This window comes from Antiquaquibacter soli, from assembly GCF_030580675.1.
In the GTDB taxonomy this organism is placed as follows: domain Bacteria; phylum Actinomycetota; class Actinomycetes; order Actinomycetales; family Microbacteriaceae; genus Rhodoglobus; species Rhodoglobus soli.
On record NZ_JAUQUB010000001.1, the window covers coordinates 1642312 to 1668775 of the forward strand.

27 protein-coding genes are annotated in these 26464 nt (G+C 69.4%); 8 read left to right on the forward strand and 19 right to left on the reverse strand.

The annotated features are described in order from the left end of the window. Positions 1–70: 70 nt before the first annotated feature. Both Q5716_RS08100 and Q5716_RS08105 read left to right on the forward strand, forming a co-directional pair. Complete coding sequence (locus Q5716_RS08100) at positions 71–697, forward strand: hypothetical protein (protein ID WP_305002565.1); 627 nt, start codon at positions 71–73, stop codon at positions 695–697. Positions 698–807: 110 nt separating this feature from the next. Then, positions 808–2325, forward strand: coding sequence for a S1C family serine protease (locus tag Q5716_RS08105; protein WP_305002566.1), 1518 nt, complete (start codon positions 808–810; stop codon positions 2323–2325). 51 nt (positions 2326–2376) lie between these two features. On the opposite strand, the gene Q5716_RS08110 is transcribed toward Q5716_RS08105, so the two are convergent. The 12 genes from Q5716_RS08110 to hrcA all read right to left on the reverse strand — a co-directional run bounded on the left by Q5716_RS08110 (position 2377) and on the right by hrcA (position 13419). After that, entirely contained in the window at positions 2377–3774 is a 1398-nt protein-coding gene (locus Q5716_RS08110) for an ABC transporter permease (protein ID WP_305002567.1), read from the reverse strand. Continuing rightward, positions 3771–4532: an ABC transporter ATP-binding protein gene (locus Q5716_RS08115; RefSeq protein WP_305002568.1), complete on the reverse strand. Its 762-nt coding sequence runs from the start codon at positions 4530–4532 to the stop codon at positions 3771–3773. Before Q5716_RS08115 ends, Q5716_RS08110 begins: the two co-directional genes overlap by 4 nt. Before the next feature lie 74 nt (positions 4533–4606). Next, complete coding sequence (locus tag Q5716_RS08120; protein ID WP_305002569.1) at positions 4607–5263, reverse strand: response regulator; 657 nt, start codon at positions 5261–5263, stop codon at positions 4607–4609. Then, positions 5260–6408, reverse strand: a complete 1149-nt coding sequence (locus tag Q5716_RS08125) for a sensor histidine kinase (protein WP_305002570.1) — start codon at positions 6406–6408, stop codon at positions 5260–5262. Before Q5716_RS08125 ends, Q5716_RS08120 begins: the two co-directional genes overlap by 4 nt. 71 nt (positions 6409–6479) lie before the next feature. After that, the gene (gene era / locus Q5716_RS08130) at positions 6480–7376 is read right to left on the reverse strand and encodes a GTPase Era (RefSeq protein WP_305002571.1); all 897 of its coding nucleotides are present in this window, start codon (positions 7374–7376) and stop codon (positions 6480–6482) included. Next, positions 7373–8677 carry a hemolysin family protein gene (locus Q5716_RS08135; RefSeq protein WP_305002572.1) on the reverse strand — a complete coding sequence of 435 codons (1305 nt, stop codon included), beginning with the start codon at positions 8675–8677 and terminating at the stop codon, positions 7373–7375. The genes era and Q5716_RS08135 overlap by 4 nt, the downstream gene beginning before the upstream one ends. Positions 8678–8684: 7 nt before the next feature. Continuing rightward, positions 8685–9146, reverse strand: coding sequence for an rRNA maturation RNase YbeY (gene ybeY / locus Q5716_RS08140; protein ID WP_305002573.1), 462 nt, complete (start codon positions 9144–9146; stop codon positions 8685–8687). 3 nt (positions 9147–9149) lie between these two features. Next, positions 9150–10121: a PhoH family protein gene (locus Q5716_RS08145; protein WP_305002990.1), complete on the reverse strand. Its 972-nt coding sequence runs from the start codon at positions 10119–10121 to the stop codon at positions 9150–9152. 52 nt (positions 10122–10173) lie between these two features. After that, positions 10174–10524: a histidine triad nucleotide-binding protein gene (locus Q5716_RS08150; RefSeq protein WP_305002574.1), complete on the reverse strand. Its 351-nt coding sequence runs from the start codon at positions 10522–10524 to the stop codon at positions 10174–10176. 14 nt (positions 10525–10538) lie between these two features. Further along, a complete protein-coding gene (locus Q5716_RS08155) occupies positions 10539–11267 on the reverse strand; it encodes a 16S rRNA (uracil(1498)-N(3))-methyltransferase (protein ID WP_305002575.1) in 729 nt (242 codons plus the stop codon). Between the two features lie 3 nt (positions 11268–11270). After that, positions 11271–12371, reverse strand: a complete 1101-nt coding sequence (gene dnaJ, locus Q5716_RS08160; RefSeq protein WP_305002576.1) for a molecular chaperone DnaJ — start codon at positions 12369–12371, stop codon at positions 11271–11273. A gap of 25 nt (positions 12372–12396) precedes the next feature. After that, positions 12397–13419, reverse strand: coding sequence for a heat-inducible transcriptional repressor HrcA (hrcA, locus tag Q5716_RS08165; RefSeq protein ID WP_305002577.1), 1023 nt, complete (start codon positions 13417–13419; stop codon positions 12397–12399). Positions 13420–13581: 162 nt separating this feature from the next. Between hrcA and Q5716_RS08170 the strand changes: the two genes are divergently transcribed. Beyond that, positions 13582–13980 (forward strand): DUF4870 domain-containing protein, encoded by a 399-nt coding sequence (locus Q5716_RS08170; protein ID WP_305002578.1) that lies wholly within the window; start codon positions 13582–13584, stop codon positions 13978–13980. A 61-nt stretch (positions 13981–14041) separates the two neighbouring features. Continuing rightward, positions 14042–14416 carry a DUF4870 domain-containing protein gene (locus Q5716_RS08175; protein ID WP_305002579.1) on the forward strand — a complete coding sequence of 125 codons (375 nt, stop codon included), beginning with the start codon at positions 14042–14044 and terminating at the stop codon, positions 14414–14416. Here Q5716_RS08175 and hemW read toward each other — a convergent pair. Both hemW and Q5716_RS08185 read right to left on the reverse strand, forming a co-directional pair. Beyond that, positions 14413–15645: a radical SAM family heme chaperone HemW gene (gene hemW, locus Q5716_RS08180; protein WP_305002580.1), complete on the reverse strand. Its 1233-nt coding sequence runs from the start codon at positions 15643–15645 to the stop codon at positions 14413–14415. The genes Q5716_RS08175 and hemW overlap by 4 nt on opposite strands. Beyond that, positions 15645–16115 (reverse strand): nitroreductase family deazaflavin-dependent oxidoreductase, encoded by a 471-nt coding sequence (locus Q5716_RS08185; RefSeq protein WP_305002581.1) that lies wholly within the window; start codon positions 16113–16115, stop codon positions 15645–15647. The genes hemW and Q5716_RS08185 overlap by 1 nt, the downstream gene beginning before the upstream one ends. A 27-nt stretch (positions 16116–16142) precedes the next feature. Between Q5716_RS08185 and Q5716_RS08190 the strand changes: the two genes are divergently transcribed. Then, the gene (locus tag Q5716_RS08190; protein ID WP_305002582.1) at positions 16143–16826 is read left to right on the forward strand and encodes an HAD family hydrolase; all 684 of its coding nucleotides are present in this window, start codon (positions 16143–16145) and stop codon (positions 16824–16826) included. Here Q5716_RS08190 and Q5716_RS08195 read toward each other — a convergent pair. Further along, positions 16798–17469 carry a DUF1990 domain-containing protein gene (locus Q5716_RS08195; RefSeq protein ID WP_305002583.1) on the reverse strand — a complete coding sequence of 224 codons (672 nt, stop codon included), beginning with the start codon at positions 17467–17469 and terminating at the stop codon, positions 16798–16800. The two genes, Q5716_RS08190 and Q5716_RS08195, sit on opposite strands and share 29 nt — an antisense overlap. Before the next feature lie 10 nt (positions 17470–17479). Beyond that, positions 17480–19234, reverse strand: a complete 1755-nt coding sequence (locus Q5716_RS08200; protein WP_305002584.1) for an acyl-CoA dehydrogenase family protein — start codon at positions 19232–19234, stop codon at positions 17480–17482. 115 nt (positions 19235–19349) lie between these two features. Between Q5716_RS08200 and Q5716_RS08205 the strand changes: the two genes are divergently transcribed. Continuing rightward, positions 19350–20171, forward strand: coding sequence for an NAD-dependent epimerase/dehydratase family protein (locus Q5716_RS08205; RefSeq protein ID WP_305002585.1), 822 nt, complete (start codon positions 19350–19352; stop codon positions 20169–20171). 10 nt (positions 20172–20181) lie between these two features. On the opposite strand, the gene lepA is transcribed toward Q5716_RS08205, so the two are convergent. Continuing rightward, positions 20182–22032, reverse strand: coding sequence for a translation elongation factor 4 (lepA, locus tag Q5716_RS08210; RefSeq protein WP_305002586.1), 1851 nt, complete (start codon positions 22030–22032; stop codon positions 20182–20184). 158 nt (positions 22033–22190) lie between these two features. Here lepA and Q5716_RS08215 point away from each other — a divergent pair, with 158 nt between their 5' ends. Beyond that, positions 22191–24146: a hypothetical protein gene (locus Q5716_RS08215; RefSeq protein ID WP_305002587.1), complete on the forward strand. Its 1956-nt coding sequence runs from the start codon at positions 22191–22193 to the stop codon at positions 24144–24146. 10 nt (positions 24147–24156) lie between these two features. Here Q5716_RS08215 and Q5716_RS08220 read toward each other — a convergent pair whose 3' ends face one another. Then, positions 24157–24495, reverse strand: a complete 339-nt coding sequence (locus Q5716_RS08220) for a hypothetical protein (RefSeq protein ID WP_305002588.1) — start codon at positions 24493–24495, stop codon at positions 24157–24159. Positions 24496–24548: 53 nt separating this feature from the next. After that, the gene (locus Q5716_RS08225) at positions 24549–25688 is read right to left on the reverse strand and encodes a pyridoxal phosphate-dependent aminotransferase (protein WP_305002589.1); all 1140 of its coding nucleotides are present in this window, start codon (positions 25686–25688) and stop codon (positions 24549–24551) included. Positions 25689–25714: 26 nt separating this feature from the next. On the opposite strand from Q5716_RS08225, the gene Q5716_RS08230 reads away from it, so the two are divergent. Further along, on the forward strand, positions 25715–26434 hold the full coding sequence (locus Q5716_RS08230; RefSeq protein WP_305002590.1) for an alpha/beta fold hydrolase: 720 nt from the start codon (positions 25715–25717) through the stop codon (positions 26432–26434). Positions 26435–26464: the final 30 nt, after the last annotated feature.

Here is a 26464-nt window from a genome sequence, read left to right on the forward strand (position 1 = left end):
CTCGGCTGACGATCGAATCATCCGGAACGTTGGGTGGCGGTCACGGTCCCCCGGTTTCGATACTGGGAGCATGACGACACTTCGCGCCCGCAGCATCCTGCTCGCCCCCGCCCTCGGGCTCGCGCTCGCGCTCTCGGCGTGCGCCGCCGGCCCCGGAGACGGCAGCACCCTCACTCCCGTCGACGACATGCCCGTGCTCGACGCGGTGGACGTCGCCGGGGAGGGCACCGTCATCCAGATCGGGGATGCCCGGCCGCAGTTCTGCCTCGGCCCGATCGCCGAGTCTTACCCGCCGCAGTGCTCGGGACCGGAACTCGTCGGCTGGGACTGGGACACGGTCGACGGCGAGGAGTCCAGCGGGGACGTCACGTGGGGGACCTACGCGGTCACGGGAAAGTGGGATGGCACCTCGCTGCTCGTCGGCTCGGCCATCATGCTCGCCCTCTACGACCCGCTGCCCGTTCCCGACCCGGCGCTCGACGCCGACAACGCGGGGACGACGTCGGAGGAGAGGCTCCTCGAGATCCAGTCGGGCATCGCGGACGATGCTCCGGTCGAGGTGCTGTCGACCTGGGTCGAGAACGGCTACCTGTTCGTCCGGGTGCTCTTCGACGACGGTGCGCTGCAGGACTGGGCGGATGACGCCTACGGCCCCGACGTCGTGCAGATCCGGCCCGCTTTGCGCGTGCTCGAGTAAGCGCGGTTGCGGGCCCATTGCACGAACATTGCAACGGGCCCGCCCGCCCCCTGCTCCCCCGGTCGGCTCGGAAGACTGATGCCAGATCCCAGCCCAACCGGAGGAAAACCATGAACACCACTTCCGCTCGCACGCGCCGAATCCTCGGCGTCACGGCGGCGGCGCTCGTCATCCCGACGACGCTCACCGGATGCTTCTTCGGGCCGCAAGGCCCGCAGGCCGTCGACTTCGACGGAGTGCAGTCCGCCACCATCCAGCTCCAAGCCGAGGGCAGCTTCGTCGCCCCCGGAACGCTCGATCCCACCGCGTTCGGTTCGCGCGGCTCGGGCTTCTTCATCAACTCCGACGGAATCGCCGTCACCAACAACCACGTCGTCACGGGCGCCGGAACCCTCAAGGTGTGGGTCGGCGGCAGCCAGGACACCACCTACGGTGCGCAGGTGCTCGGGGCATCCGAGTGCCTCGACCTCGCGGTCGTGAAGGTCGACGGCGACTCGTTCCCGTTCATGTCCTGGCGCGAGGAGCCCATCGAGGCCGCTCTCGACGTGTACGCCGCGGGCTTCCCGCTCGGCGACCCGAACTTCACGCTCACCCGCGGCATCGTCTCGAAGGCGGATGTCGCCCAGGACTTCGACTGGGCCTCGCTCGACCACGTGATCGAGCACGACGCGCGAATCCGCGGAGGCAACTCGGGCGGGCCGCTCGTCGATGAGAAGGGCAAGGTCGTCGGGGTCAACTACGCCGGCGACGACACCTTCGACTACGCGTTCGCGATCCACCGCGACCAGGTCAAGGGAGTGATCGACAAGCTCATCGCCGGCGAGCCCGTGCTCACTATCGGCGTGAACGCCCAGGCCCTCCCGCCGACCGAGGACGGCAACTCGAACGGCGTATGGATCTCGTCGATCCAGGCCGGCGGACCGGCCGACCTCGCGGGCGTCGAGCCTGGCGACATCATCGCCTCGCTCGGCGGAGTCGTGGTCGCCCGGCAGGGGACCCTCGAGGAGTACTGCGAGGTCATCCGCACCCAGGGCGTCGACGGCGTCATCGACATCGAGGTGTACCGCCCGTCCGAGAACGCCATGTACTCGGGCCAGATCAACGGCGCCCAGCTCGAGAAGGAGGGCGGCTCCGAGCCGACCCCGACTCCCCCGCCCGTCGGTTCGTTCGTGAACATCTCGGACGACTCGGGCCGCGTCGGCGTGACCGTGCCCGACACCTGGGCACAGGTCGTCGGTGTTCCTGTCGAGGGCAACGGGATCCAGTTCGCCAACGTGACGGCGTCACCTGACCTCGCGTCCTTCAACAGCAGCTGGAGCACACCGGGTGTGAGCGTCTCGGCGACGCAGGACATGTCGGTGTCGATCGACACGTACCTCGACTCGTACGCCTCGAGCATCGGCGACCAGTGCGCGAGCGGAGAGCCGGGCGAGTACGACGACGGGCTGTACGCGGGCCGGTACATCTACTTCGCCGGCTGCGGCGGTGGGGACACCGACTTCCTCGCGCTCGTCGCCGTCGACGCGGATGGCACGCACCAGATGCTCCTCACGGTGCAGATGGTGACCGAGACCGACAAGACCGTCGTTCTCGAGCAGATCCTCAACTCGTTCGTCGCGCAGTTCTAGACAATCGCGAAGCCCCCGGGAGCCGATCGGCGCCCGGGGGCTTCGCCGTGCTTACTCGACCGCGAGCGCAGTCACCGGCGACACGCGGGTCGCCCGGCGGGACGGTGCGATTGAGGCGACGACCGTGACGACCGCCGCGCCCATCACGAGCAGCACGATCAGCAGCGGCGGCACGACAGGCACCACGAACGACGGCGATCCCGTGACGAGCGCGAGCAGGGACTGCGCACCCGCCCATCCGTAGAAGAACCCGAGCACGAGCCCCACGAGCACCGCGGCGGCCGTCAGCTGGGCACCCTCGGCGGTGATCATCCCCCGGAGCTGGCGAGCGGTGAATCCTAGGGCGCGGAGGAGCCCCAGCTCCCTCGTACGCTGCAGCACGCTGAGCGACAGATTGTTCACGAGGCCCACGGCCGCAATGAGGGCGGAGAAGCCGATCAGGACGGAGAAGATGGCGACCACCGCGTCGATCGTCGCGCTCGCCTCGGCGGCGCCCTCCTCCCCGCTCAGGAGTCGGTCGAAGAGCGCCTGGAACGTGCCGCCGGCGACCGCGAACATCGTGATGAGGGTCACGCCGATGACGATGCCGATCGTCGTCCGCGTGCTGCGCTCCGGGTAGCGCACGGCGTTCTCCGCTGCGAGGCGCGCCGACGCCGATCCCCCGAGCACTCGGCCGACGAGGCGGAGGGCTCGCGGCATGATCACCTGGGCACCGAGCACGACACCGGTGAACGAGAGCATCCCGCCCACGACTCCGATGAGCACCCCGGCGGGGCTCACGAGCCCGGCGAGGATGCCGAGACCGAGCAGCAGCACGCCGATGATGACGAGCACGAGAGCCGCCGCGTTGCGACCCCGGCGATGGGCCACCGAGTCGGCGCTGCGCTCGTGGGATGCCCCGATCGCCTGCATCGGCGACACCGTGAGCACTCGGCGCGACCCCACCCACGACGCGATCCACGTCGTGAGCACGACGCCCACCACGGGGACGGCGAGCACCGGCTCCAGGAACGAGTACTGCAACCACGGGACGACACCGGCGAGCGACGCCACGCCGAGGATGCCCGCGGTCGCGGCCGTGCCGAGGAGCGCGCCGATGGCCGCGCCGATGACCCCGACCACCAAGCCCTCGCGAGCGACCGCGGCCCGCTGACCGCGAGCGGACGCGCCGATAAGCCGCAGGAGCGCGATCGTCCGGGTGCGACCGGCGATGATCGTCGAGAACGTGTTGGCGGTGACGACCGCACCGACGTACGTGGCGATCGCGATGAAGACGAGGGCGACCGAGGCGAGGGCGACGGCCACGGCCGCGCTCGAACCGAAGGTGCTGTCCGCCGCGATCATGGTCGCGAGAGCATCCGTGCCCTGCAGGAGTGCAACGCCGAACGTCGAGCTGAGAGTCGCGACGAGGATGCTCGGCACATGCTCGCGGACGCTGAACGAGCTCATACCGCCTGCTCCATCTCGAGCATGAAGGAACTGATCTCCGCCGCAGACGACCGGCCGCGGTCCTCTACCACGGCGCCATCCGCGAGGAACAGGATGCGGTCCGCGTAGCTCGCGGCGACCGGATCGTGGGTGACCATCGCGATGCTCTGACCGGCGGACCGGGTCGCGGAAGCAAGGAGAGACAGCACCTCCCGGCCCGTGCGGGAGTCGAGGTTTCCGGTCGGCTCGTCCGCGAAGACGAGCTCCGGCCGCGAGCCGAGAGCGCGGGCGATCGCGACGCGCTGCTGCTGACCGCCCGAGAGCTCGTGGGGACGGTGCCGCAGCCGGTCGCGGAGGCCGAGGGAATCGACGAGCTCGTCGATCCACGCGCGCTCCTGGGGCGAGGGTCGCCGGCCATCGAGCTCGAACGGCAGGAGGATGTTGCCCTCGATGTCGAGGGTGGGCACGAGATTGAACGCCTGGAAGACGAAGCCGACGCGGCGACGGCGGATCATCGTGAGCTCCGTGTCGCCGAGCCCGCTGATGTCGGTGTTGCCGATCCACACGCGGCCGCTCGTCGGAGTGTCGAGGCCCGCCATGATGTGCATGAGCGTCGACTTGCCGGAGCCGCTCGGGCCCATGATCGCGGTGAACTCCCCCTTGCGGATCCCGATCGAGACATCCCGGAGCGCAGTCACCTCCGTCGCGCCGGAGCCGTAGGACTTGGACAGCTGGGCGACCCGGGCGACGAGGCCGAGGTCGGATGTTGTGATCTCCATGACTCCACGGTGCCGCGACGCGCCCGTCGACGTCGTCGCCCGGCAGTCGATGGGGCGTACACCTCAGGGATGATTCAGACGAGCCGGTGCTCGTACGCGAAGACCACGAGCTGCACGCGGTCGCGGAGCCCGAGCTTCCCGAGGATGCGGCTGACGTGCGTCTTCACCGTTGCCTCGCTGAGGTACTCGCGGCGGGCGATCTCGCTGTTGCTGAGCCCCCTCGCGGCGAGGAGGAAGATCTCCCGCTCGCGCCCGGTGAGCGACTCGAACTCGCTCGGCGCCTCCGCTACGACGTCGCCGAAGTGCTCGAACAGCTCGCGCGTCGCCGACGCGGCGATCACCGAGGTACCCGCGTGCACGGTGCGGATGGCGGCGAGGAGGAACTCCGGATCGGTGTCCTTCAGCAGGAAGCCGCTCGCCCCCGCGCGGATCGCCCGTGCAGCGCCCTCGTCCAGATCGAACGTCGTCAGGACGATGACCCGAGGCTGTCGCCCGCCGCGCTGCGCGGCGTCGGCGAGGATGCCGCGGGTGGACTCGATGCCGTCGAGGACGGGCATCCGGATGTCCATGAGCACGACGTCGGGGCGCTGCTCGGACGCCATCGCGATACCCTCACGGCCGTCGCCCGCCTCGCCGACGAACTCGAGGTCCGGTTGCGAGGAGACGAGCATCCGGATGCCCGCCCGGAACAGCGCCTGGTCGTCGACGAGGGCGACGCGGATGACACTCACGACGCCACCGGGATGCTCGCCCGCACCACGAACCGGTCGCCGTCGGGCCCGGCATCGAGGCGACCGCCGACGAGGTGCGCGCGCTCACGCATCCCCGTGATGCCGTGGCCCGCCCCCGTCGGGTCGGCCGTTGCGGCGACCGGGTTCGACGCCACGAGCACGACGACGTCGGGAGACCACTCGAGCTCGAGGGTCACCGGTTGCCCCGGAGTGCCGTGCCGGAGCGCATTCGTCAGCGCCTCCTGCGCGATGCGGTAGACGGCGATCTGCTGACTGGCACCGAGGGTCGGCGGCTCGCCGCGCTCGCGAACCTCGACCTCGAGTCCGCTCGCGCGAACCTGGTCGACGAGCGACTCCAGATCGGCGAGGACCGGCTGCGGGCCCGCTTGCTGGCTGTGGCGGAGCTGGGCGAGCAGCAGCCTGACCTCCGCGAGGGCCTCGCGAGCGGTGCCGGAGATCGCCGAGAGCGCCGAATCGACCGCGGTCGGGTCGGTCGCGGCGGCGTATCGCGCCCCGTCAGCCTGGGCGATGACGACGGCGAGCGAGTGGGCGACGACGTCGTGCATGTCGCGCGCGATCCGGTTGCGCTCCTGCTCGACCACGACGGCGCGCTCGGCCTCCAGCTGAGTGCGCCGGGCCAGGCGGGCATCCGCCCACGTCCTGGCCAGAAAGCCGAGCGTCCAGCTCAGGCCGAGCACCGCAGCGGACGAGCCGAAGCCGAGGAGGATCGCGAAACCGAAGCGCGGCAGGACCGCCGCCATCGACACGGTCGACAGGTCGATCGCCGTGAAGCTGTTCGCGATGAGGTACGCGGTGGCGACGACGGCGCCGAGTCCCGCCGAGGCGAGGCCCAGCCACTTCGCGAGGGGGTCGCCGTAGCGCGCCGTCGCGTAGAGGACAGCGAGGATCGAGAGGTTCGCGGCATCCGGCGGCATCTGCGCGGACATCTGGATCACCGCCCCGACCCAGGCGAGCGCGAGCGCGAGCAGCGGCGACACCCGCCGGAGGGCCAGCGCCGCGCCCATGAGCAGGAGCATGCTCCACCCGGCCCAGGAGTCGAACGGCAGCACCGACCGCACGAGCACGCACAGCGACGCGACGACGATGTCGATCGTGAGCTGGAACGGGGTCAGGCGGCGGAACATGCACTCCACGCTAGGCCTCGCCGCAGCATCCCGTCGTGCGGTCGCGCGAAGATCATCCGCTGGATGTACGCCTAGAAGCCGAGTCGCCCGAGCTGCTTCGAGTCCCGCTGCCACTCCTTGGCGACCTTGACACGAAGCGAGAGGTAGACAGGGCGGCCGAGGAGCTTCTCGATCTCCGCTCGGGCCCGGCTGCCGACCTCCTGCAGTCGCTCCCCGCCCTTGCCGATGATGATGCCCTTCTGGCTGTCGCGCTCGACGAACAGGTTCGCGAAGATGTCGACGAGATCCTTGTCCTCGCGCTCGGCCATGTCGTCGAGCGTGACGGCGATCGAGTGCGGCAGCTCGTCCTGCACCCCCTCCAGTGCCGCCTCGCGGATGAGCTCGGCGATGCGCGACTCGGTGGACTCGTCGGTCACGGCGTCGTCGGGGTAGAGCGCCGGGGACTCGGGCATGAGGGCGATGAGCTGCTCGGTGAGCACATCGAGCTGGACTCCGTCGTAGGAGGAGATCGGGATGATGGCGTCCCAGTCGCGCAGCTGACTGATCGCGATGAGCTGCTCGGCGACGCCCGGCCGGGACGTCGCGTCGATCTTCGTCACGATCGCGACCTTCTTGGCCTTCGGGAAGGCGTCGAGCTGCTCGTTGATGTACTTGTCCCCCGGGCCGATCTTGTCGCCGGCGGGCACGCACAGTCCGATGACGTCGACCTCGGCGAGCGTGTCCTGCACGATGCTGTTGAGCCGCTCGCCGAGCAGGGTCCGCGGGCGGTGCATGCCGGGGGTGTCGACGATGACGAGCTGGCCGTTCGGCGCGTGGACGATGCCCCGGATGGCACGGCGGGTCGTCTGCGGTTTGGAGGAGGTGATCGCGACCTTCTCCCCCACGAGCGCGTTCGTGAGGGTGGACTTGCCGACATTCGGTCGACCCACGAAGGTCACGAAGCCCGCGCGGTAGGCGGTGTCGCTCATGCTCTCTCCTTCTCCGCTTCGCCGAACGCGGTCTGGGCGTCGATGAGGGGCTGCTGCCGCTCGACGAGGACGGTGGTGACCCGCTTGCGCCGACCCTCGGTGCGCTCCGCGGTGAGAACGAGGCCCGAGTGGTCGACGGAGTCGCCGCGGACGGGGAGCCTGCCGAGGGTCTTCGTGAGGAGGCCCCCGACCGAGTCGACCTCGTCGTCGTCGAGCTCGATGCCGAACACGTCTCCGAGCTCGTCGATCGGCAGTCGGGCGGCGACGCGGTAGCGGCCGTCACCGAGGTCGTCGACCTCCGCGATCTCGCGGTCGTACTCGTCGGAGATGTCGCCGACGAGCTCCTCGATGAGGTCCTCCAGCGTCACGAGGCCGGCGATCCCGCCGTACTCGTCCACGACCATCGCCAAGTGCGTCGACTCGAGCTGGAGCTGACGCAGGAGGGAGTCGGCCTTCTGCGACTCCGGGACGAATACCGCGGGCCGGGCGAGGCTGCCTGCGGTGAGGGAGGCGGAATCGGGCGACTGTTCGAAGACGACCCGGGTCACGTCCTTGAGGTAGAGCACGCCGAGGACCTCGTCGATGTCCTCCCCGATCACCGGGATGCGCGAGACCCCGCGCGCGAGGAACAGCCCCATCGCTGCATCCACCGTCGAGTCCCCGTGGATGGTGACCATGTCGGTGCGCGGGACCATGACCTCGCGCACCACGGTGTCGTTGAACTCGAAGATCGAGTGGATGAGCTCGCGGTCGTCCTCCTCGAGCACGTCGAGCTCGGTCGCCTCGTCGACCATGCTGAGCAGCTGCTCCTCGCTCGAGAATGTCGCGGTGCGCGGCCGACCGGGGGTGACCCGGTTGCCGATGGCGACGAGCGCGTCGGCGATCGGCCCGAGCAGCACTCGAGTCGCCCGCACGACGGGAGCGGCGAACCGGATGACCCCGCGCGCGTGAACCCGGCCCACCGATCGCGGGCTCGAGCCGACGATCACGAAGGACACCGCGGTCATGATCGCCGCCGAGAGCAGCAGTGCCCACCACCACTCCTCGAAGAAGTAGGCGAAGACGAGCGTCACGAGAACGGCGGCGGTCGTCTCGGAGACGATGCGCATGAAGTTGAGGGCGTTGACGTGCGCACCCGTGTCGCGCGAGATCGCAAGGAGCGACCGGCGTGCGCGGCTCGTGAGCGCCAGGTCGACGAGGTCCGATCGGCTCAGCACGCTGAGCGCCGAGTCGGCCGCGGCCAGCAGGCCGCCGAAGACGACCAGCAGGACGCTCGCGGCGATGAAGATGCCGATCATCATGGCGGTCCTACCGTCGTCGCTCGTCGAGGGCGAACCCGACGAGGATGTCGCGCTGGATGCCGAACATCTCGCGCTCCTCTTCGGGCTCGGCGTGGTCGAAGCCCAGCAGGTGGAGGATGCCGTGTGTCGTCAGCAGCAGCATCTCCTCGAGGGGAGAGTGACCCGCCGCCTCTGCCTGCGAGATCGCCACCTGCGGGCACACCACGATGTCGCCCAGCAGTCCCGCGGGCGTCGGGTCGTCCTCGGTCCCGGGTCGCAGCTCGTCCATCGGGAAGCTCAAGACGTCCGTCGGGCCCGGCTCGTCCATCCACTGCACGTGGAGCTGCTCCATCGCGGCCTCGTCGACGAACACGATCGCGAGGTCGGCGTCGGGATGCACGTGCAACTGGTCGAGCGCGTACACCGCGAGGCGCTGGATCGCTGCCTCGTCGACGTCGACACCCGACTCGTTGTTGAGCTCGATCGACACGGTCTACCTCCGGTTCTTCCGGCCGGCCGGCCGCGATTTCTCGCCGCGCTCGAACTTCTCGAGCTGCTTCTGCGCGTCGTACTTCGTGTAGGCGTCGACGATCTGGCCGACGAGCGAGTGGCGTACGACATCCTCGCTCGTCAGTCGGGCGAAATAGATGTCGTCGATGCCGGCGAGCACCTTCGTCACGAGCTGGAGCCCGCTCGCACCCGCGGGGAGGTCGACCTGGGTGATGTCGCCCGTGACCACCATGCGCGACCCGAAACCGAGCCGGGTGAGGAACATCTTCATCTGCTCGGGAGTGGTGTTCTGCGCCTCATCGAGAACGACGAACGAGTTGTTGAGGGTGCGGCCCCGCATGTAGGCGAGCGGAGCGACTTCGACGGTGCCGCTCGCGAGCAGCTTCGGCACGAGCTCCGGATCCATCATCTCGTTGAGCGCGTCGTAGAGCGGACGCAGGTAGGGGTCGATCTTGTCGGTCAGCGTGCCGGGGAGGAATCCCAACCGCTCCCCCGCCTCGATGGCGGGTCGGCTGAGGATGATGCGGTCGACCTCCTTGCGCTGCAGCGCCTGCACCGCCTTCGCCATCGCCAGGTAGGTCTTGCCGGTTCCCGCCGGGCCGATTCCGAACACGATCGTGTTCTGATCGATCGCGTCGACATAGTTCTTCTGACCGAGAGTCTTCGGGCGGATGCTCTTTCCGCGGCTCGTGAGGATCGCCTGGCTCAACAGCTCCGCGGGACTGCCGGAGCCCGAGCCGAGGATGCGCGCGGAGGAGGCGACCTCGACCGGGCCGAGGTCTGCGCCGCTGCGGACGAGTTGCACGAGCTCGTCGACGAGAGCGCGCGCCGCGGCGACGTCCGAGGCGGGGCCGGACAGGGTGACGTGGTTGCCGCGCACGAGGACGTCGACGCCGGGATGCTGCTTCTCGATGGTCGACAGCAACCGGTCCTGGGGACCGAGAAGCCTCACCATCGCGACGCCGTCGACCTCGATCTCGATCGAGACGGACTCGGCGGGGGAATCGCTAGTGGCCAAGAGTGCCTTCCGTCAGGCCGCCCGCAAGAACGTGGGCGTGAACGTGGAACACGGTCTGGCCCGCTCCGGCCCCCGTGTTGAAGATGAGCCGGTAGTCGCCGTCGGCGTGCTCGTCGGCAAGTGCCTGAGCCACAGCGACGAGCTGGGCCAGGAGCTGCGGGTCGCCTGCGGCGAGCTCAGTGACCGTGCGGTACTCCTCGGTCTTGGGGACGACGAGGAGGTGGACGGGCGCCTGCGGAGCGATGTCGCGGAACGCGATGACGGCGTCGTTCTCGTAGACGATCTCGGCAGGAATCTCCCTCGAGACGATGCGCGAGAAGATCGAGGGCGAGTCGGACATGGACTCCAGTTTAGTTACCAGCGCCCGAGAACCCCATTGAGCACGGCGATCGCCGCAGGGCCGGCCGTCGAGGTGCGCAGCACCTCCGGGCCCAGCCGGACGGGCTCCGCGCCCGCGGCGACGAGCTGCTCCAACTCCTGCGGGGAGACGCCGCCCTCCGGTCCGACGACGACGAGGAGGTCGCGGCCGTCGGGCTCGAGAGCCGTGAGCGGCTGCAGCGCGGTGGGCTCGAGCACGAGCATCCGAGCGCCCGACGCGAGCGAAGCGAGCTGCTTCGTCGAGACGAGGTCGAGCACATCGGGGATCCACGGGCGCAACGACTGCTTGCTCGCCTCCCGGACGATCGCCGCCCAGCGGTCGCGGCCCTTGGCCACCTTCGAGCCCTCCCACCGGGAGATGCTGCGCGCCGCCTGCCAGGGCACGACGCCGTCGACGCCCAGCTCGGTTGCCGCCTGCACCGCGAGCTCGTCGCGGTCGGCCTTCGCGAGCGCCTGCACGAGGAACAACGCGGGATCGCGGCGGGGATGCTCGAGAACCGACCCCACCTCGAGAACGAGCTCGGCGTGCTCCGCCGAGACGACCGACCCCGTCACGACGAGTCCCGCCCCATTGCCGATCGTGAGCTCTTCGCCGACGCCGATGCGGCTCACCGTCACCGCGTGGCGCGCCTCCGCGCCCGTCACCGACACCCGGTCGCCGGGCGCGGCCGACTCGAGGTGCTCGACGAGGTAGAAGTGCGCCACGCGCTAGAGGCCCAGGAAGCGGTCGCGCAGCTTCGCGAAGAGTCCCTGCTGGAACTGGGCGAAGTGCGGGGGCTGGTTCTTGCGGGAGGCCGCGAGCTGACGCACGAGTTCCTGCTCCTTGCCGGAGAGCTTGACCGGAGTGACGACCTGGACCCCGATGCGCAGGTCGCCGCGGCCGCTGCCCCGGAGGCGGGTCACACCGCGGTCCTTGATCGTCAGCACCTCGGCGCTCTGCGTGCCGGGGCGGATCTCGACCTGGACATCGCCGTCCAGGCCCTTGAGAGTCGTGGTCGTTCCCAGGATCGCATCGGTCATCTGCACCTCGACGGTCGCGAGGAGGTCGTCTCCCTGGCGGCTGAACACGTCATGATGGCGGACCTTGATCTCGAGGAACAGGTCGCCCGCCGGACCGCCCGCGGGGCCCACCTCGCCCTGCCCGGGCATCTGAAGTCGCAGGCCCGTGTCGACACCGGCGGGGATGTCCACAGGGATCGAACGCGTCGCGCGGACGCGGCCCTGGCCCGCGCAGGTCGGGCAGGGGTTCGGGATGATCGTGCCGTAGCCGCGGCACGTCCCGCACGGGTTCGAGGTCATGACGTTGCCGAGCAGCGAGCGCATCGTGCGCTGGATCTGCCCCGTGCCGCCGCAGATGTCGCAGCGCACCGGGGCGGTGCCGGGGGCGCAGCACGAGCCCTCGCACGTGCCGCACACCACAGCCGTGTTGACCTCGACCTCGCGAGTCGTGCCGAAGATGACCTCGTCGAGGTCGACCTCCACGCGCACGAGTCCGTCCTGTCCGCGCTCGCGCCGCGACCGGGGACCCGTCGTGCGCTGGCCCGCCCCGAAGAACGTCTCGAAGATGTCCCCGAAGCCGCCGAAGTTGCCGCCCCCGAAGCCCGGCTGCGGGCCGAGGTCGTACTGCTGGCGCTCGTGCGGATCGCTCAGCACGTCATAGGCGTGCGTCACGAGCTTGAAGCGCTCGGATGCCTCGGCACTCGGGTTCACGTCCGGGTGCAGCTCGCGCGCGAGCCTGCGGTAGGCCTTCTTGATGTCTTCGGCGCTCGCGTTGCGATCAACGCCGAGCACCTCGTAGTGGTCGGGCACGGGTGTCCTGTCTGCTGCTTTCTGGCTAGGCGTCGCCGAGCACGCGCGAGAGGTAGCGCGCTACCGCTCGGACGGCGGCCATGTTGTTCGAATAGTCCATGCGGGTCGGGCCGAGCACGCCGAGGCGCGCGACGCTGCCGCCGGGCGAGGAGTATCCGCTCGTGACGACGGAGGTCTCCCCCAAGCCGAATCCCTCGTTCTCGCGGCCGATCCGGGCGGAAACGCCGCCCGGATCGACCTCCATCTCGGCGAAGAGGCGCAGCAGGGCGACCTGCTCCTCGATCGCCTCGAGCACCGGGTAGATACTGCCGGTGAAGTCCTGCTCCGTGCGGGCGAGGTTCGCAGCGCCCGCCATGACGAGCTTGTCCTGGCGGTTGGCGAGCACCTGCTCGGTGAGGGCGGTCGCGATCTCGGCGACGAGACTGCGGCGCTCGGGGGGGAAGTCCTCGGCGAGGGTCGAGAGGCGAGCCGCGGCATCCGACAGCCCCGCCCCGCCCAGCGCGGCGTTGATCCGGGCGCGAACGTCGGCGAGCACCGACTCGTCCGCCGGGGCGGAGAGGTCGACCTGGCGCTGCTCCACTCGGCCGGAGTCGGTGATGACGACGGTCATGACGCGCGTCGGGGTCAGCGGTACGAGCTCGATGTGCCGCACTCGCGAGGTCGCGAGGGAGGGGTATTGGACGAGCGCCACCTGATTGGTGAGCTGCGACAGCAGACGGACGGTGCGGGCGAGCACGTCGTCCAGATCGGCCGACTGGCCGAGGAAGGTTTCGATCGCGTGGCGCTGCGCCGCGCTCAGCGGGCGCAGGTCGGCCAGCTGGTCCACGAAAACCCGGTACCCCTTGTCGGTCGGCACGCGCCCCGACGAGGTGTGGGGAGCGGCGATGAGCTCCTCGTCCTCCAGAAGCGCCATGTCGTTGCGGATCGTGGCCGCCGATACGCCGAAGGAGTGGCGCTCCACGATCGACTTCGAGCCCACTGGTTCGCGCGACGCGACGTAGTCCTGCACGATGACGCGCAGCACCTCGAGGCCGCGTTCCGAGACCATGTCCACCGCCTTCCTGCTAGCACTCCGCCGCTGTGACTGCCAATTGTACTCGTCGCGCGATTGCAACCCCATTGCACGGCCCGGCGAGGCGTTGCACGCAATATCGGCATAGCGCTACCTTGTGCGTTACACCCTCGTTATCCGGAAAGGCAACGAACTCCCATGACCGAACAGACCCCTCCGCCCGCTGCCCCGCAGCCGGCTGCTCCCCTCACCACCGCTGAGGACAACCAGTGGGCCTCGTTCGCCCACCTCGGCGGCATCCTCGGGTTCCTCCCCGCACTCATCATCTGGCTCGTCTTCAAGGACCGTGGCTCCTTCACGAACGTCGAGGCCAAGGAGGCGCTGAACTTCCAGATCACCGTGGCGATCGCGCAGGTGGCCGTGTTCATCGTCAACTCGATCCTCATCGCGGTCACCCTCGGCTTCTGGGGCTTCATCTCCTGGCTCTTCCCGCTCGCCGTGTGGGTCATCAGCCTCATCTGGTCGATCCAGGGCTTCCTCAAGGCGAAGGACGGCAACCACTACCGCTACCCCTTCGCGCTGCGCCTCATCAAGTAATCGCGCGGACTTCTGGCGTGCCCGGTACCGCTGGTACCGGGCACGTTGCTTTAATGACGGCATGTCTGAATCCACGCCTCCTCCCGTCAACCCGTACGAGACCGTCCAGCCGCTCAGCCCGAGCGACGAGAAGCTCTGGGCCACGCTCATCCACATCGGCGGCATCCTGTTCGGATTCCTGCCCGCGCTCATCGGCTACCTCGTGCTCAAGGACCGCGGCCCGTTCATCCGCCAGCACACGGCGACCGCCCTCAACTTCCAGCTCACGATGCTCATCGCCTCGGCGGTCGGCGGGATCACGGCGATCCTGCTGATCGGCTTCGTGATCCTCCTCGCCGTGGCGGTCGTCATCGTGGTCTTCAGCATCATGGCCGCGATCGCCGCCAACAACGGGCAGGCGTACACCTACCCGCTGACCATCAAGTTCGTCAGCTAGTCGACCGACTCGGTCAGGCGCCGGACGACGGCGTCGGCCAGCAACCGCCCCCGCAGGGTCAGCTCGATCCGACCCGCGAGGGCGGCTGCTCCGTTAACGAGCCCATCCGCGATGAGGCCGGCGACCGCCGTGCGCGCGGTCGGATCCAGCCCGGCGATGGGCAGACCCTCGCGGATGCGCGAGCGCAGGAGCACGGACTCCACGTAGCGCGTGCGCTCGTCCAGCGACTCCCGACCCGCGGCGGGCGACTCTCCCGCGACGATGCGGTCTGCGTAGGCCGCGGGGTGCTTGACGTTCCACCACCGCACTCCCCCGACGTGGCTGTGGGCGCCCGGACCGACGCCCCACCAGTCGTGGCCCTGCCAGTAGGCGAGGTTGTGGCGGGACGCGTGCGAGTCCTCCTGAGCCCAGTTGGAGACCTCGTACCAGTAGAAGCCGGCGGCGCCGAGCAGCTCGTCGGCGAGCTCGTACATGTCGGCCTGCAGGTCGTCGTCGGGCATCTCCAGCTCGCCGCGGCGGATCCGCGAGGCGAGCTTCGTGCCTTCCTCGACGATGAGGGCGTACGCCGACAGGTGGTCGGGTCGTTGGGCGAGCGCCTGCTCGAGCGAGACGCGCCAGTCGTCGAGCGACTCGCCCGGAGTGCCGTAGATGAGGTCGAGGGAGACGTCGAGCCCGGCATCCCGAGCCCACTGCACGACGAGCGGGATTCGCTCGGGGTCATGGGTGCGGTCGAGCGTCGCGAGCACGTGCGGCACCGCGGACTGCATGCCGAAGGACACACGCGTGAAGCCCGCGGCAGCGAGGTCCGCGAGGTACCGGGCGTCCACCGAGTCCGGGTTCGCCTCCGTCGTCACCTCGGCGCCCGGTTCGAGCCCCCACGTGTCGACGACGGCGGAGAGCATCCGGGTCAGGTCCGCCGCGGGCAGCAGCGTGGGCGTGCCGCCACCGAAGAAGACGGTGGATGCCCGCCGCGCCGGCACCTCGGCCCGCTCGAGCACTCCGGCCGCGAGCGCGACCTCTGCCACCGCCTGGCTCGCGTAGTCGGAGCGCTTCGCCCCACGCAATTCGTCGGCGGTGTACGTGTTGAAGTCGCAGTACCCGCAGCGCACTCGGCAGAACGGCACGTGCAGGTACACGCCGAAGTGGCGGTGCTCGGCGCCGTCGGCGACCGAGGCGGGCAGCGCGCCGTCGCGGGGTGCCGGGTCGCCGAGAGGGAGGGCTCCCGGCATCAGCGCGGCTCCAGGTGGAAGACCCGGATGTCGCGGTGCGCCGTCTTCTCGTAGTCGCGGTAGTGCGGCCACTGCTCCTCGAGCGCGGGCCACGTCGCTTCCCGTTCCGCGGGCGGCAGGAGCCGCGCGCGCACCGGGATGAGACGACGGCGGTAGTGGACCTCGGCCTCCGGGTTCGCGATCAGATTGCCGCTCCAGGCCGGGTGCTTCTCCAGACCGAAGTTGCTGCCGGCGATGAAGAAGGAGCCGTCGGCCTGCGGGAAGCACATCAGCGGGATCTCGCGGCGGATGCCCGTCTTCGCTCCGATCGTGTACAGGACGAGCGACGGGATCATCGGCGCCGAGAGCTTCCAACGCCCGCCCGAGACGTGGAAGAGGAACCGGTCGAGCGGCGTGATGAGGGGGCGCAGCACGTGGCGCGCGGGACTGCGCATCAGTGCCGCGGTGAAGGCTCGCACCGTGCGGTTCATCCCCCCATTGTCCGCGACAATGGAGCGGTGAGCACATTCGTCCTCTGGGACATCGACGGCACCCTCATCTACAACGGGCCGAAGGCGGGCACGCTGTACCTCGACTCGATCGAGCAGGTGACGGGCATCCGGCCGACGGTGCGTGTGGGCAGCCCGCACGGGATGACCGAGGGGCAGCTGCTCGCCGAGATCCTCAAGGTCAACGGCATCGATGTGGCGCTCGTGCCCGCCGTGTACGAGCGGCTCGAGGAGCTCTCGCTCGCCGAGCACGAGGCCGGGGCCCTGAGAGAGCGCTGCGTCGGCGTGGACGTCGCCCTCGCCGCGGTCGCCGAGCGGGGATGGCGCAATGCCCTGCTGACCGGCAACGGCCCGAACCGCGCGCGCTACAAGGTGATCGCCGCGGGGATCGACGACTCCCTCTTCGACTGGGAGAACTCGTTCTTCGGCCACGAGTCCCCCACCCGGCACCACCTCACGGCCGGCGCCCGGGAGAAGCTCGCGGACCGGGCCGCCGTGATCATCGGCGATACCCCGAAGGACGGCGAGGCCGCTGACAGTGCGGGCATCCCGTTCATCGCCGTCGCGACCGGCGCGTACACCGCGGACGAGCTTCGCAAGTCGAGCGCATTGGTCGTCGTCGACGACTTCCAGAGCGGGCTCGACGACGTGCTCGAGGCGATCGCTACGGTTCGGGCACCGGCGCCGCGATAGGCCCGGCGAGCGCCCTCAGGTAGCGGCGCGTGTAGTACTCCTGGAAGAGTCGCAGCACCGGGGCGAGCATCCACCAGAACCACGACGAGGGCCGGGAGATCGCGGTGATCGTCAGCCACACCGAGCCGTCCTCGGTCTGGTCGACGATGAACGACTCCTCGCCGGACTCGGGATGCCCCGGCAGCGTGCCGTACGCGAAGCCCTTGCGACTCGGCTCGTCTACGACGTACACGACCCGTGCGGGCGACTTGATGCCCCACAGGCCACCGAGGACCGGGATGACCAGGTAGGCCGTGTCGCCCGGCACGACGAACGGGGTGCCGTCGCTGCCGAACATCGCGCTCTCGCGCACAGCCGGGGCGACGGGCGCGCCGTCGTCGTCGAACGCGAGAGGGCTGTAGGTCTGCTCGACGACCTCGCGAGGGGTCGACGTCAGCTCGACGCCGAAACCGCTGCGCTTCTGGATGCCCCACGACATCGTCTCCGCCCAGGCCCACTGGAAGCGGGCATCCCCGTGACCGATACGCGCGCGACGCGACATCGGTCGATAGCCGGCCGGCGGGTAGGCGAACAGATCGGGCGCCTGGGTGGCACCGACCGCCGCGTACGTGACGGGACGCTGCCACAGCTCCGGTTCGGCCATGGCACCGACCCTACAGCGCGAAGAGGTCCCTCGATCCCGCCGTCGCTGCGCCCGACAGGCCCGAGACCTGCGGGAGGATCTGCTCGGCGTAGAACCGCGCGATGACGAGCTTCTCCTTCGCGAGCGACTCGTCGCCGGAGTCCGCCGCCGCGATGGCTCCCTTCGCCAGGAGCCAGCCGCCCAGGACGAGCCCCCACATGCGCAGGTACGGGCTCGAGCCAGACAGAACGGCTTGCGGATCGGCGATGCCGGTGCGGAGCATCCACGTCGTCGCCGACTCGAGTGCGTCGAACTGCTTCCCGAGCTCGGCGCTGATCGTGGCGAAGTCGTCGTCCGCGGCCGTGAGCTCGCCGAGGATCCCGCGCATGTGCGCGATGTACTCCATGACGGATGCCCCGTCCCGCACACCGAGCTTGCGACCGACGAGGTCCGCTGCCTGGATGCCGTTGGTGCCCTCGTAGATCGCGGCGATGCGCACGTCGCGGAAGTGCTGGGCGACACCTGTCTCCTCGATGTAGCCCATGCCGCCGTGCACCTGGATCGCGGACGAGGTGACCTCGTTGCCGATGTCGGTACCGAACGATTTGCAGATCGGCGTGAGGAGGCCGACGATCTCGCTCGCGCGCTGCCGGGTCTCGGGGTCGGGGTGGTGGCTCGCGATGTCCATCTGGCTCGCATTGAGCAGCATCATGCTGCGGATCGCGGCGATCGAGGCCCGCTGCGTCATGAGCATCCGGCGCACGTCCGGGTGGTCGATGATCGGCGAGTCGGTGCCGGTCTGGCCGACCGCGAGGCCCTGGCGGCGCTCCTTCGCGTACGAGAGCGCCTGCTGGTACGCGCGCTCCGCGAGCGCGACCCCCTGCATCCCCACCGAGAGGCGGGCGACGTTCATCATGACGAACATGATGCGCATCCCCTGGTTCTCCTCCCCGATGAGGTACCCGGTCGCGCCGTCGTGCTGCATGACACAGGTCGGTGAGCCGTGGATGCCGAGCTTGTGCTCGATCGAGAGGCAGGTCGTACCGTTCCGCTCGCCGAGGCTCCCGTCCTCGTTCACCAGGTACTTCGGCACGATGAAGCACGAGATGCCGCGAGTTCCCGCAGGAGCACCGGGGGTTCGCGCGAGCACGAGGTGCACGATGTTGTCGGTGAGCTCGTGCTCTCCCCACGTGATGAAGATCTTCTGCCCGGTGATCGAGTAGGTCCCGTCTCCGTTGGGCACCGCTTTCGTCGTGAGCGCCCCGACGTCGGAGCCGGCCTGCGGCTCCGTGAGGTGCATCGTGCCGGTCCACTCCCCCGTCACCATCTTCGGCAGGTAGGTGGCCTTCTGGTCGTCGCTGCCGTAGTGCAGGAGCGCGTCGATCGCGCCCTGGGTGAGCAGCGGGCACAGGGCGAAGGCCATGTTCGACGACTGCACCATCTCCTGCAGCGCGAGTCCCACGACCGACGGGAAGCCGCCGCCCTCGAACTCCTCGGGGAACGGGAGGGATCCCCAGCCGCCGTCCACGTAGGCGTCGTAAGCCTTGCGGAAGGCGTCGGGAAGGGTCACGGTGCCGTCCGGGTTGCGGCGGGCGCCCTCGGTGTCGCCCACCCGGTTCGTGGGGGCGACGACCTTGGACATGAAGTCCGCGGCCTCGTCCAGGAGCTCGACGACGGTGTCGAGGTCGGCGTGCTCGAAGCCCGGCAGCTCTGCCAGGTCCCGGTAGCCGACCACGTGCTCGAGGATGAACGCGGTCTCGGATGCGGGAGGTCGGAAGTCGCTCATGGGCACAGGCTACGACGGGGCATCCCCCGGCCTGCGAACTTGGTGCGGAGCGTCAAAGCGGCGGCGACGCCTCGGCTGACGATTTGTCGGGAGGCTCCAGTGGGAGACTGAGTACATGAAGATCGCGGTCACCGGAGGCAGTGGGAAGCTCGGGAGGGCCGTCGTGGCCCACCTGCGGGACGGGGGGCACGAGGTGCTCGTGCTCGACCGCGTGGCTGAGCGGGACGAGTCATCCCTCGCCCTGGATCTCACGAACTACGGGCACGTCGTGGATGCTCTTGCGGGCAGTGAGGCCGTCGTGCACCTGGCCGCGATTCCCGCGCCGGGGATCGTGCCGGATGCTGCGACCTTCGAGAACAACATCCTGTCGAGCTACAACGTGCTGCAGGCCGCCCGGCTCGTCGGCATCCGCCGCATCGTCTTCGCGTCGAGCGAGACCGTGCTGGGACTGCCGTTCGACGTGCCGCCGCCGTACATCCCCGTCGACGAGGAATACGACGCCCGGCCCGAGTCGGTGTACTCGCTCGGCAAGCACCTCGAGGAGGAGCTCGCCCGCAAGCTCGTGCGGTGGGACCCCGAGCTCTCGATCACCGCCCTGCGGTTCTCGAACGTTATGGCGCCGTCCGACTACGCCGAGTTCGATTCGTGGCAGGATGACGCGACCCTGCGCAAATGGAACCTCTGGGGCTACATCGATGCGCGCGACGGCGCGCAGGCCGTGCTGCGCTCGCTCGAGCGCGGGGCGCCCGGGTTCGACGTGTTCATCATCGCCGCGGCCGACACCGTGATGACCCGGTCGAACGAGTCGCTCGTCGCCGAGGTGTTCCCGGGCGTCGAAGTGCGCGGCGAACTCGGCGAGCACGACTCCCTGCTGTCGATCGCCAAGGCACGACGCGAGCTCGGGTACGAGCCGAAGTACAGCTGGCGGGACGCGTAGGGCAAGAACCCTACTTCTTGTCCTTCTTCTCCACGTCGCCGGAGAGCGCGGCGATGAATGCCTCCTGGGGGACTTCGACGCGGCCGACCATCTTCATGCGCTTCTTGCCCTCCTTCTGCTTCTCGAGGAGCTTGCGCTTGCGGGTGATGTCACCGCCGTAGCACTTGGCGAGCACGTCCTTGCGCATCGCGCGGATGTTCTCGCGGGCGATGATGCGGGCGCCGATCGCGGCCTGGATGGGCACCTCGAACTGCTGGCGCGGGATGAGCTCGCGGAGGCGCCCCGCCATCATCGTGCCGTACGCGTAGGCCTTGTCGCGGTGCACGATCGCGCTGAACGCATCCACGGTCTCACCCTGCAGGAGGATGTCCACCTTCACGAGGTCGGCCTCCTGCGATCCGGCGGGCTCGTAGTCGAGGCTCGCGTACCCCTGGGTGCGGCTCTTCAAGTTGTCGAAGAAGTCGAAGACGATCTCGCCGAGGGGCATCGTGTAGTGCAGCTCGACGCGGTCCTCGCCCAGGTAGTCCATGCCCTGGAGGGTGCCGCGGCGGCTCTGGCAGAGCTCCATGATCGTGCCGACGTAGTCCTTCGGAGCGAGGATCGACGCCTTCACGACCGGTTCGGAGACGCTCGCGATCTTTCCCGCGGGGAACTCGCTCGGATTCGTGACGGTCACCGTCTTCTTGTCGTCGGTCGTCACCTCGTAGATCACCGACGGCGCCGTCGTGATGAGGTCGAGGCCGAACTCGCGTTCCAGGCGCTCCGTGACGATCTCGAGGTGCAGCAGTCCCAGGAACCCGCACCGGAATCCGAAGCCGAGCGCGACGGAGGTCTCCGGCTCGTAGTTGAGCGCGGCGTCCGAGAGCTTCAGCTTGTCGAGGGCCTCGCGCAGGTCCGGGTAGTCGGAGCCGTCGATCGGGTACAGGCCCGAGAAGACCATGGGCAGCGGCTCGGTGTAGCCGGGAAGGGCATCCGTCGCCGGCTTCGCCTGTGTGGTGACCGTGTCGCCGACCTTGGACTGGCGCACGTCCTTCACGCCCGTGATGAGGTAGCCGACCTCGCCGACGCCGAGCCCCTTGCTCGGGGTCGGCTCGGGCGCGGAGACGCCGATCTCGAGGATCTCGTGCGTCGCCTTCGTCGACATCATCTGGATGCGCTCGCGCGGATTCAGCTGGCCGTCGACCATGCGCACGTAGGTCACGACACCGCGGTAGCTGTCGTACACGGAGTCGAAGATCATCGCGCGGGCCGGGGCATCCTTGACCCCCACCGGTGCGGGGATGCGCTCGACGACCTTGTCGAGGAGCGCCTCGACGCCCACGCCCGTCTTACCGGACACCTTGAGCACGTCGTCCGGGCTACCGCCGATGAGCTGCGCGAGCTCGCGGGAGTACTTCTCGGGGTCCGCGGCCGGGAGGTCGATCTTGTTGAGGACCGGGATGATCGTGAGGTCGTTCTCGAGCGCCAGGTAGAGGTTCGCGAGCGTCTGCGCCTCGATGCCCTGGGCCGCGTCGACGAGCAGGATCGCGCCCTCGCACGCGGCGAGCGACCGCGACACCTCGTACGTGAAGTCGACGTGACCGGGGGTGTCGATCATATTGAGGGCGAACGTGTCGCCGCCCACCTGCCACGGCATGCGCACGGCCTGGCTCTTGATCGTGATGCCGCGCTCGCGCTCGATGTCCATGCGGTCGAGGTACTGGGCGCGCATGTCGCGCTCGGCGACGACACCGGTGATCTGCAGCATCCGGTCGGCGAGCGTCGACTTGCCGTGGTCGATGTGGGCGATGATGCAGAAGTTGCGGATGCTCGCGGGCGCCGTCGAGGCAGGCTCGAGGGACTTCACAGCGCGGGGAGACATGACTAGTAATTCTGACATGCCGATTTGTACCCCGATTACGCGATTCTCGCTCGTATTCGCCGCGATCTTTGAGTAGAGTTCAAGAGCAGTCCGCCGGGGAGCGGACGTCACTCAGGGGCGTCGCCGCAGACGCCGCGCCAGATTCCGGGGGGAATCCCATGTCGCTCGCTCGTCCTGCTCGTTTTCGCGCCTTCGTCGCGCTCACCGGGGCCGCGATTCTCGCGCTCGCGGCTGTACCCTCCTCTGCTTCCGCTGCGACCTCCGCGACCATCGACTTCGCCGCGTCGGGCTACACGACGGGTGCGCTCAAGCCCGCCGGGCAGAACGGCTGGGTGCAGGCCAAGGTCGCCGACTATTCGCTCGTCGAGAACTCCTCGTTCCCGAACTCGGGTCTGCCGTCGGGCGGCCGGAGCCTGCAGTTCTCCAGCTCGACGATCCCGAGCGGCGGGGCGCACCTCGTGAGCCCCACAATCGAGGCGGCCGGCGAGCCGAGCACCGGTGCGATTTACAACACGTTCGAGGCGCAGTTCACCGTCGCGTCAGCAACGGGTGCCCTCCAGACCGGCCTCAACGTCGACGTCGCGCTCGACGGCTCGTCGAGGTACGGCGGAGTGGTCAAGCTCCGGCACACCGCCGCGGGTCTGGAGATCGGCTCCTACTGGGTGCCCCAGAGCGCGCCAGACGCCGAGCTCTCGAGCTGGCGCTCCGCGGCCTTCACGACGGTCGACGCCGCCGTGCCGCACACGATCCGCCTGGTCGCGGTGTTCCTCGAAGATCGCGCCGACTCCCTGCAGATCTTCGTCGACGGGCAGCTGGTGTCCGGCGGTTCCGGGCTCACGACATGGGAGTTCTACCACGTGCACGCCGGCACCGGTGGCGACAAGTCCGTCGACGGCATCTCGTTCAAGTCGAGCTCGAGCGCCCCCAGCGCCGACGGCATCGCCTACACATCGGGCCTGCCGGCCCTGCCGTCGGCGGCCGGACAGGGCTTCCTGTTCTCCGGGATCTCCTTCGCCTCGTCGACGAGCGCTCCCCCGGTGCCCACGGCTCCCCCGACCGTGCCCGCGGCGCCGGACGCGACTCCGGATGCCTCGATCGCCCTCGTCGACGACAGCGTGGTCGACGAGCTCGAGTTCAGCGCGACCGGGTTCCTCGCCTACGAGAACGTGTACGCCGCCCTCTACGGGACCGGGACATTCGGCGGCTGGTTCCAGGCCGACGCCAGTGGAGCCGTCTCCGGCACCGTCGATGTGCCCGGGTCGGTCGCGTACGGCGCCAATACCCTGCAACTCGTCGCAGAGACCGGTCGCGTGGCATCCGCGGACTTCACCAAGATCCCGGTGCCGCTGCCCACGGACCCGCCGACGCTACCGAGTTCGCCGGATCCGACGCCGGACGCTGCGGCCACGCTCGGTACCCCGACGCTCACGGGCGTGACGTTCAGCGCGAGCGGATTCGGGGCCTTCGAGAACGTGTACGCCGCCGTGTTCTCGACCCCGGCCTTCGGCGGCTGGTTCCAGGCGGACGCGTCGGGTGCCGTCTCGGGCGTCGCGACCCTGCCGGCGGAGCTCCCGCTCGGATCGCACACCGTTCAGTTCACCGGATCGGTTTCCGGCTGGGTGGCGTCGGCGACATTCACGAAGAGCGCTCCGCCGCTCCCGACTGAACCGCCGACGACGCTTCCGCCCGCCCCCGAGCCGATGCCCGACGCTCCCGTCGAGGCGCCCGAGGGCGAGATCACGGGACCGACCGTCACCATCCGGGCGGAGGGCTTCGACCCGTTCGAGAACGTGTACGTGGTGTTCTACTCCGAGCCGACCTTCGCCGGCTGGCTCCAGGCCGATGCCGACGGCGTCGTCGAGGCGACGGTCACGCTTCCCGCCGGACTGCCCGCGGGCGAGCACACCATCCAGCTCGTCGGTGAGGCCTCGGGGTGGACTGCCTCCGTCCAGGTCGAGGTCGCCGCCGCGGTCCCGCCGGCCGCAGTACCCCCAGCCGCGCCGCTCGCGTCGACCGGCCTCGAGATCGGCCCGTCGCTCGCCGCGGCAGTGCTGCTACTCGCCCTCGGAACCCTCGTCGGGCTCGCCCGTCGCCGGACGTTGAAGCGAGCCTGACGGCCGGGGCCTAGAAGCCGCTGAACCCGTCGAAAGCCCAGAACAGGCCGAACGGGAGGGCGAACGCGAGACCCACGAGCGCGAAGAGGATGCCGACCGCGAACGGAACGGCCCCGAGGACGATGCTCCAGATCGACATGGTGCGACCGCGCGGCTCACGCTGAAGCCCGAGGATGCCGAGCACGATCGCGACGATCGAGAGCGGGAACACGAGGCCGAAGAGGATCGCCGAGAGCGACGAGACGAGGGCCAGGATGCTGAGGACCGGGCTGTCGGAGGGGGCCGCGGTCACGGGCACTGCCGCAGGAGTCGTCGTGGCCGGGGTCGTGGTGTCGGGTGCTGTAGTCATGCCTCCACGCTAGGCACGGCGGCCGGGCGACGGTATGGGGGTAACCCCCGGGTTCACGGGGCAGGCAACCGCCGGATGCCCTCGAGCAGGTCCTCGCGGGTGGCGGCCAGGCACAGCCTGATCCACCCCTCCCCCGAGTGTCCGAACGCGTTGCCCGGGGCGACGGCCACGTGGTGCTCGAGGAGGAAGCCCTCGGCCCAGTCCGCGACATCCCCGCCCGAGGCGAAGGAGACGTCCACCCAGAGGTAGAAGGCGCCGCCGGGGGCGAGATAGCGGATGCCCCGGGCATCCAGCAGCTCGGTCGCCGCGGCCAGGTTCTCGCGGTAGTGCTCGCGGGCCTCCGCCACGTGCGACTGGTCGCCCGTGATCGCGGCGATCGCCGCGAACTGGCCCGGTGCGTTGACGCAGCTGATCGAGGCCTCCTGCACGGTGCGCATGGTCGCCGCGAGGCCCGGGGGCGTGACGAGGTAGCCGACGCGGATGCCCGTCATCGCGTAGGTCTTCGAGAACGAGAAGACGCTGAACACCCGGTCGTCGGAGTCGAGGCTCGCGATGCTCACGTGCTCGCCCGCCCACGTGAAGGCCTCGTACACCTCGTCGCTGATCACCCACAGATCGTGCCGCCGGGCGAAGTCGAGCAGCTCCTGCAGGGTCTCCCGCGGGAAGATCGTGCCGAGCGGGTTCGAGGGCGAGTTGACGATGAGTACGCGGGTGCGGCCGGTGACGAGTCGCTCGAGCTCGGCGACATCCGGCATGAACCCGGCGTCGGCGCGCAGCGGGTAGGGCACCGGCACCGCCTCGATCATGCGGGCGTTCATGGTGAAGGTCGTGTACCCGGGGTCGGGCACGAGCACCTCGTCGCCCGGGCCGAGCGTCAAGGCCATCGCCTGGTGCAGTCCCTGCGTCGCGCCCACGGTCACCCAGACGCGCTCCGTGTCGACGTGGATGGCGTTGTCGCGGGCGAGCTTGGCGACGATCGCCTCCCTCAGCGCGAGGATGCCGCCGTTGGCGGTGTAGTTCGTCTCGTCGGCGTCCCACGCGGCCTTCGCCGCCGCGGCGATGTGGGGAGCGACGCGCACATCGGGTTCACCCACCGCGAGCATGACGACGTCATCGAGGTGGATCGCGATCTCGTGGATGCGCCGGATGCCGCTGCCCGGCACCGAGAGGATGTGCTGCGCGAGGGTGGGCATGACCCCACGCTATTACGCTGACGGACATGGTCCAGTCCGTCGTGCTCGTGCACGGGCTGCGCACGTCCGCGACGATGTGGCGCCGACAGGTCGAGCTGCTCGAGGGACTGGGGCACGAGGCGATCGCGGTCGACCTCCCGGGGCACGGCGCCCGGTTGTCGGAGCGGTTCACGCTGCAGGGTGCCGTGGACACCATCGCCGAGGCAGTCGCGGGTGCGTCGCATCCGGTGCTGCTGTGCGGGTTCTCGCTCGGCGGCTATACCTCGATCCACTATCTCGGCGGGGCGCCCGACTCGCCCGTGGTGGGGCTTCTCGCCGCTAGTTGCGGCACACGGCCGTACCGCGTCGTGCTCGACTCGTGGCGGGCGGCAGCTCGAATCATCCACGCCTTCCCCGACCGCGGCCTCGCGCTCAACAACTGGGCGGTGCGCCTCGCCGTTCGCGACCCGGAGCTCGCGGACGACGTCATCCGCGGGGGCGTCGCGCTCGAGGTCATGGACGACGCCCTGCGCGAGCTGCGCGCCCTCGACCCGGTCGCGTCGCTGCGGCGTATCCGGCAGCCGGTGTGGCTCGTCAACGGGACGCTCGACCACTTCCGGCTCGAGGAGCGCCGCTACGCGGCCGCAGCTCCGGATGCCCGGCTCCTGCACGTGCGAGGCGCGACCCACATGGTCAGCCTCACAAGGCCGGCGGAGTTCGACCGCATCCTCCTCGATGCGCTCGACTCGACCGCACCGAAGTGGTAACGTAGACCCTTGGCTTCCGCGTAGTTTCGC